Genomic DNA, 6,310 nt, shown 5'->3' with positions numbered 1-6,310 from the left:
CCTCGACGGCGTCCCGACGGGCGCGGGCCCGGCGCGGCAGGGGCCGCCACCGGCCCTCGTCCTCGGGGTCCTCCGGGTCGGCGAGGAACGCCTCGGGGCCGTCCAGGGGGTCGAAGGGCCACCAGGCGACCAGGGTGCGCCCGGCCGCCGGGTTCGCCTCCGGCATCCCGTCCTCGTCCGGGGCGTGGCCGGCGACGACGCCCGGCACCCGGCCGGCCAGCCCAGCCGCCTCCTCCAGGAACGCCGAGGGTGGCAGCGGGTCCTTGTTCGTCCCCTTGTACGCGGAGGTGCTGAGCCAGAGCTCGCGCCGGGCGCGGGTGACGGCGACGTAGGCGAGGCGGCGCTCCTCCCGCTCCGCGTGGGCCTCGACGGCGGCCGCGTACGGGTCCGGGTTGCCCTCCTGGGCCGCCTTCGAGCTGTACTTGGTGCCTGCGGACTGCACCCAGTCGCGCTGGTCCTGCGCCCAGGTCCCGTCCCACTGCGGCAGTGAGCCGCTGTCCCCGCGCAGGGGCCACGGCAGCGCCCCGGAGCCGGGGGTGGTCCAGCGGTCCGCCCGGGTGGAGGGGAACGTGCCCTCCTGCAGGCCCGGGACCGCGACGACGTCCCACTCCAGGCCCTTGGAGGCGTGGGCGGTGAGCACCTGGACGAGGCCGGGGGTCGGCTCGGCGTTCTCCACGCCGAGGCCGTCCTCGAGCTCCATGACCGACTCGGTCCAGGCCAGGAAGGCGGCGAGGTCGGCCCCGGCGGTGCCGGCGCCGAAGTCCCGGGCGGCGTCCTGGAACGCGTTGAGGTGCCTCCGGGCGGCGGCAGCGGAGAGGCCGGGGCGCAGCGCCATCTCGACGTCCAGACCGGTCTCCCGCACCACCTCGGCGATGAGGTCGGCGGGGTCCTCCCCCGCCCGGGCGGACAGCCGGCGCAGCTCCGCATGGGCGGCGCGCAGCCGGGCGAGCCCCTCGGCCGAGATGCCCCGGCCTCGGGAGCCGGTCCACTCGGTGCCCTCGCCCGGCAGGGAGTCGAGGGCTTCGAGCAGCGCCGCGGAGTCGGCCTCCTCCTCGGGGCTGACGTCCTCGGCCGCCGCGGCCTCGGGGTCCGCGCCGCCCGTGCCCTCCGGGTCCTGCGCGTCCTCGCCGGCGGCCCGCCGGGCGCGCATCCGCGCCACGAAGCGGGCGCGCTCGTGGAGGACCTCGAGGTCCGCCGGGCCGATGCGCCAGCGCGGCCCGGTGAGCAGGCGGACAAGCTGGTCGCCGCGGGCCGGGTCGGCGAGCACGTGGAGGACGGCGAGCACCTCGGCCACCTCGGGCAGGGCCAGCAGCCCGGAGAGGCCGAGCACCTCGTACGGCACGCCGGCGGCCTCGAGGGCCTCCAGCACGGGGCCGAACTGGGCGCGCGTGCGGCACAGGACGGCCCGGCTGGGCGCGGCGTCGTCGGCCTCGGTCAGGGCGGCGAGCCGCCGGACGACGTCGTGCGCCTCTTCCTCGGGGGTGAGGAACCGGTCCACCCGGACCACGCCGTCGCCGGCCCCCGGGCGGGGCCGCAGCGTGCGCACCTCGACGGGCGCGCCGCCGGAGGCGGCCGCGTGGGCGTTGAGGGGGGCGGCCACGGTGTTGGCCACCGCCAGGATCGACTCCTCGTTGCGCCACGCGACGGTCAGGTGGGACACGTCCGCGTTGACGCGGCGCCGGCCGCCGTCCGGGCCCGTCTCCAGGCGCGGGAAGGCGTGGGGGAACGCGAAGAGCTGGCCGGCGGAGGCGCCGCGGAAGCCGTAGATGGACTGGTGCGGGTCCCCCACCGCGGTGACGCAGTGCCCCAGCCCGGCGGCGTCGTCCTCCGGACCCCGCGGCCCGAACAGCCCGGCGAAGATCCGCATCTGCGCGTGCGAGGTGTCCTGGAACTCGTCCAGGAGCACCACGGGGAACCGGGCCCGCTCCTGCTCCCCCGCCGCCGGCACCTCGGAGGCGATCCGGGCGGCGTGCCGCAGCAGGTCGCCGAAGTCCATCACGTCCTGCTCGCGCTTGACCTCGTCGTAGCGGGCCACGAGGTCGGCCATGAGCGCCCGGTCGGCGAGCCCCGTGAAGAACGCGGCGATCTCCTTCGTGGGGGCCTTCGTGCGGGGCGGCAGCGGCAGGTCCCGCCCCTGCTGCGCCACGCGGGCCAGGTGGGTGCGGACCTCCTCCGGGGTGACGAGGTGCTCGGCCATGTCCCCGGCCAGGTGCAGGGCCTGCGAGACGAGGCGGGAGGGGGCCACGCCGAGCGTGTCCGCGACCACCGGGTGGGAGCGCACCACGGAGCCCATGAGGCGGTGGGCGTCCGCCCCGCCCATCAGCCGGGCCTCCGGCTCCACGCCGATGCGCAGCCCGTGGTCCCGCACCAGGGCGCCGGCGTACGAGTGGTAGGTGGACACGGACGCCCGCCCCAGGTCCTCGGGCTCGCCGTCGAAGCCGGGGATCCGCAGCCCGGAGCGCAGCAGGGCGTCCACGCGGCCGTTGATCCGCTCGGCGAGCTCGGCGGCGGCCTTGCGGGTGAAGGTGACGCCGAGGACCTCGTCCGGGCGCACGACGCCGTTGGCCACGAGCCACACCACGCGGTCGGCCATGGTGGCGGTCTTCCCGGAGCCGGCGCCGGCCAGCACGAGCCGCGGCGCCAGGGGCGCGGTGACCACCTCGGCCTGCTCCTCGGTGGGCGCGGGCAGGCCCAGCCGGGCGGCGATGTCCTGCGGGGCGTGCACGGCGTCCGCGGTGCCCGGGCGGTCGGCCGGCACGGCGTCGGATCCGGCCGATCGGCCGGGGTCGGGGGCGGCGGGGCCGCCGGTCAGCGGGGCCATTCGGTGACCTGCCTTCCTTCGGAGCAGAGCGGGCAGACGGAGGGCAGCGCGCACCGGCGGCCCCCGGCCTCGTGGATGGCCAGGAACCGGGGCCCGACGGTGCGCCGTGCCGCGGTGAAGACCTGCTCGAGCGCCCAGTCGTCCTCCGGCCCGAGGGCGGGCTGGTCCTGGACCTTGGTCTTCTGGGTGCCGGCGCCGAGCTGCACCAGCGCGGCGCCGGCCGGGGCGGCGGGCCGGGCCAGGTCCGCGAGCGCCGCGCGCAGGGCGGGGTCGGCGTCCGGGTCGTCGCGGATCTGCTCGAGGCCGCCGGCGAGGACGGCCACCTGGTAGGCGGCGAGCTGGGGCTGGCGCGCCATCTCGGGGCCGGTGGGGGCGCTGCGGCCGGTCTTGAGGTCGGCGATGAAGGGCCGCCCCTCCGCGTCCGCCTCGAGCCGGTCCACCACGCCGGTGATGCGCACGGTGGTCCCGCCCCACGTGAGCTCCGCGAGCAGGCGCACCTCCTGGGCCACGGGCCGGCGGCCGGCGTCCCGGGCGATGCTCCAGTAGCCGATGTAGGCGTCCACGAGGGCGCGGGCCCGCTCGTGCTCGATCTCGGTGATCCACCCCTCGGGCAGGCCCAGCTCGGGCAGGCGCCGCTCGAGCTCGGCGCGCACCTGCTCCGGCACGCCCTCGGGATGGTGCTCGGCCACGGAGTGCACCAGGGTGCCCACGGACTGGGCGAGGGTGCCCCCGGCCGTCGCGCCCACGTGGTAGAGCAGCCAGTTCAGGGGGTTGTGCAGGGCGGTCTCCACGCGGGAGGGCGAGAGGGCGACGACGTCCTGCGCCGGGTCCGCGAGCGCGGCGTCCGTGGACAGCGGCAGCAGGCCCCACCAGCGCCGCGGGTCGGCGACGCCCACCCCGTCCCGGGCCAGGGCCGCCAGGCCGGCGGCCGCGGGACCCTGACCCGGGTCCTCCTCGAGGCGGCGGCGCAGCGTGCCCGCGAGGGCGGGCGCCGTGATCGGGTCGGGCACGGCGGTGAGGCGCCGCACCCCGGCCTCGTCCCGGGCCGGCACGGGCAGCCGCTCGGGCGGGTCCACGAGGTCGAGGAAGTCCGAGGGCGCGTCCTCGGCGGAGCGCACGGCGGTGACGACCACCTGGCGGCGGGCACGGGAGACGGCGGCGGCGAGCATGCGCAGCTCGTCCTGGCGCACCTCCTGCAGCCGGATGCGGTGGTCGGTGGGCCAGGCGCCGCCCTCGGGGAGGGTGAGCAGGTCCGCCAGGTCGGTGGCGCCGAGCAGCTGGCCGCGCAGGCGGGTGTTGGGCCACACGCCCTCCTGCAGGCCCACCACGATCACGGTGTCCCACTCCTGGCCGGCGGCGGCCGCGGGCGTGCGCACGTGCACGGCGTCGCCGGCCTCGGCGCGCCGGGCCAGGGTGTCCACGGGCAGGTCCTGGGACTCCATGTACACGGCAAAGGCCTCCGGGGCGGCGCCCGGGAACTGGTCCACGAAGCGCTCGGCCACCTTGAACAGCGCGACGACGGCGTCCAGGTCCGCGTCCGCGCGGCGGGACTCACGGCGGTCGTTCGCGTGCTCGGCGGGGCGCAGCGCGGTCGAGCGCCACCGCTCGGCGCGGCCGGAGGCCGACCACAGCGCCCACAGCACCGCCTCGGGCGAGGCGGACGGTGCGCGGGCGGCCTCGAGCCCCGCCCGCAGCATCCAGTGCACCCGGCGCAGGGCCCGGTGCCGCTCGTGCTCCGGCCCTGCCAGAGCCGGGTCCAGCAGGGCGGCGGCGAGCAGGGCGTCCGAGGAGCGCCGTCCGCCGCGGCCGCGCTCGGCGGCGAGCAGGTCCTGGCGCAGCCGGCGCACGTGCAGCACCCCAGCCATCCCGTAGCGGCCCGTGAGCAGCGCCACCACCTCGTCCGGGTCCAGCACGTCCTCCACGCCGGCCTCGGGGTCGTCCGCGAGCGCGCCGGCGGCGGCCAGCAGCGTGAGCAGCGGGGCGACGGCGGGCTCCTCCTTGAGCACCAGGCCGGCGGCGTCGCGCAGCACGGGCACGCCCTCGGCCTCGAGGTGACGGGCCAGCGCGGCCACCCGCGAGCCGGAGCGGGCCACCACGAGGATGCGGTCCAGGGGCACCTCGTCCTCGTGGTGCACGCGCAGCACCCGCTCGAGCACCAGCTGGTCCTCGTGGGCGCGGGTGGGGACCACGTGGCCGCGCACCGTGCCGGGGCCGTCCGCGGGGGCGGTCTGCGTGCGGGTGCGCTCGACGGCGGCGGTGCGCTGGCGCACCCGGCGCGCCACCCGCAGGAAGGCGTCCTGCACCTCGGGCGCCATGCGGTGCCCCTGCGTGAGCACGCGGGTGCGCTCCTCGGCCGACGGAGCCTCCGGGGCTCCGGGCACCGGGTCGGGGTCGAGGGCCTGCGGATAGCGCGAGACGAGGTCCGGGCGCGCCCCGCGGAAGCCCTCGACGGCGGTGTCCGGGCCGGCCGTGAGCAGGACGTCCCGGCCGCGGCCCAGCACGGCGAGCAGGTCGTGGACGGCCGGGGTCGCCTCCTGCAGGTCCTCCACCACGAGCGTGCGCAGCCGCTCCCGCTCGGCGGCGGCGAAGGCGAGGGCGGCGGCGTCGCGCTCGGGGTCCTCCGGGTGGCGCTCCGTGAGCACGCGCACCGCGGCGGAGATCAGCCCCGCCGCGTCGAACGCCTCGGCCAGGCCCAGGTCGATCCGGTCCCGGTAGTCCTGCAGCAGCACGGCGGCCGCCTCCCACACCGGCCGGGCGTGCGCGGCGCCGAGCTCCTGCAGGCGACCGGGCTCCACCCCGAACTCGCTCATGCGGTCCACCAGCTCGCGCACCTCGCGGCGGAAGCCGCGGGTCTCGACGGCAGCGGCCACGTCCTGCGGCCAGCGCGGCGCCTCGGCGTGGCCGGCGGCGTACCCCTCCAGGAGCTCGGCGATCACGGTGTCCTGCTCCGCGCCCGTGAGCAGGCGGGGGGCGACGGGCAGGTGGCTCAGCGGGCCGGTGACGCGGGCCCGGCGCAGCAGGTCGAACGCGTAGGAGGTCCACGTGCGCACGGGCGTGACGGCGCGGGTGCCGCGGCCGGCGGCGGCGAGGCGGCGGGTCAGCGCGTCCCGCAGGCGGGCGGCGGCGTCCCGGCTCGGGGCGAGCAGCAGCAGGGACTCCGGGTCCGTCCCGGACTCGAGCCGGCGCGCGGCGTACTCCACGGCCACGGTGGTGCGTCCCGTGCCGGGCGCGCCCAGCACGAGCACGGCCCCGTGGCCCGGGCCCATCGCGGCCACCGCCTCCTGCTCCGGGGTCAGCGCGACCCGCTCGGCCGGCGCGGCCGCCGGGCTCACCAGCCGCGCGGCGCGCTCGGGGGCCGCGGCGTCGTCGTCCAGGAGGAGGTCCTCGTCTGCCTGCCAGGTCATGCCTGCATCCTCGCACCGGGCCCGGACACGATACGCGCAGCGATCGCGGCCACGGCGCCCAGCGCCGCCTCGTCCGGCTCCCAGC

General features: G+C 78.4%; 2 protein-coding genes. Both read right to left on the bottom strand.

Going from position 1 to position 6,310, the window contains the following annotated elements:
* Window positions 1-2,821: ATP-dependent helicase (locus NWP10_RS10005; protein WP_258300801.1), on the bottom strand; the 2,821-nt coding region annotated here is incomplete at its 3' end.
* Window positions 2,809-6,225 (bottom strand): ATP-dependent DNA helicase, encoded by a 3,417-nt coding sequence (locus tag NWP10_RS10000; protein WP_258300800.1) that lies wholly within the window; start codon window positions 6,223-6,225, stop codon window positions 2,809-2,811. The genes NWP10_RS10000 and NWP10_RS10005, both read right to left, overlap by 13 nt.
* Window positions 6,226-6,310 lie beyond the last annotated feature (85 nt).

Origin of the sequence: Micrococcus sp. HG099, assembly GCF_024723355.1 — a bacterium.
Taxonomy (GTDB): Bacteria; Actinomycetota; Actinomycetes; order Actinomycetales; family Micrococcaceae; genus Micrococcus; species Micrococcus endophyticus.
This window is presented reverse-complemented; position numbering and strand designations above follow the sequence as displayed.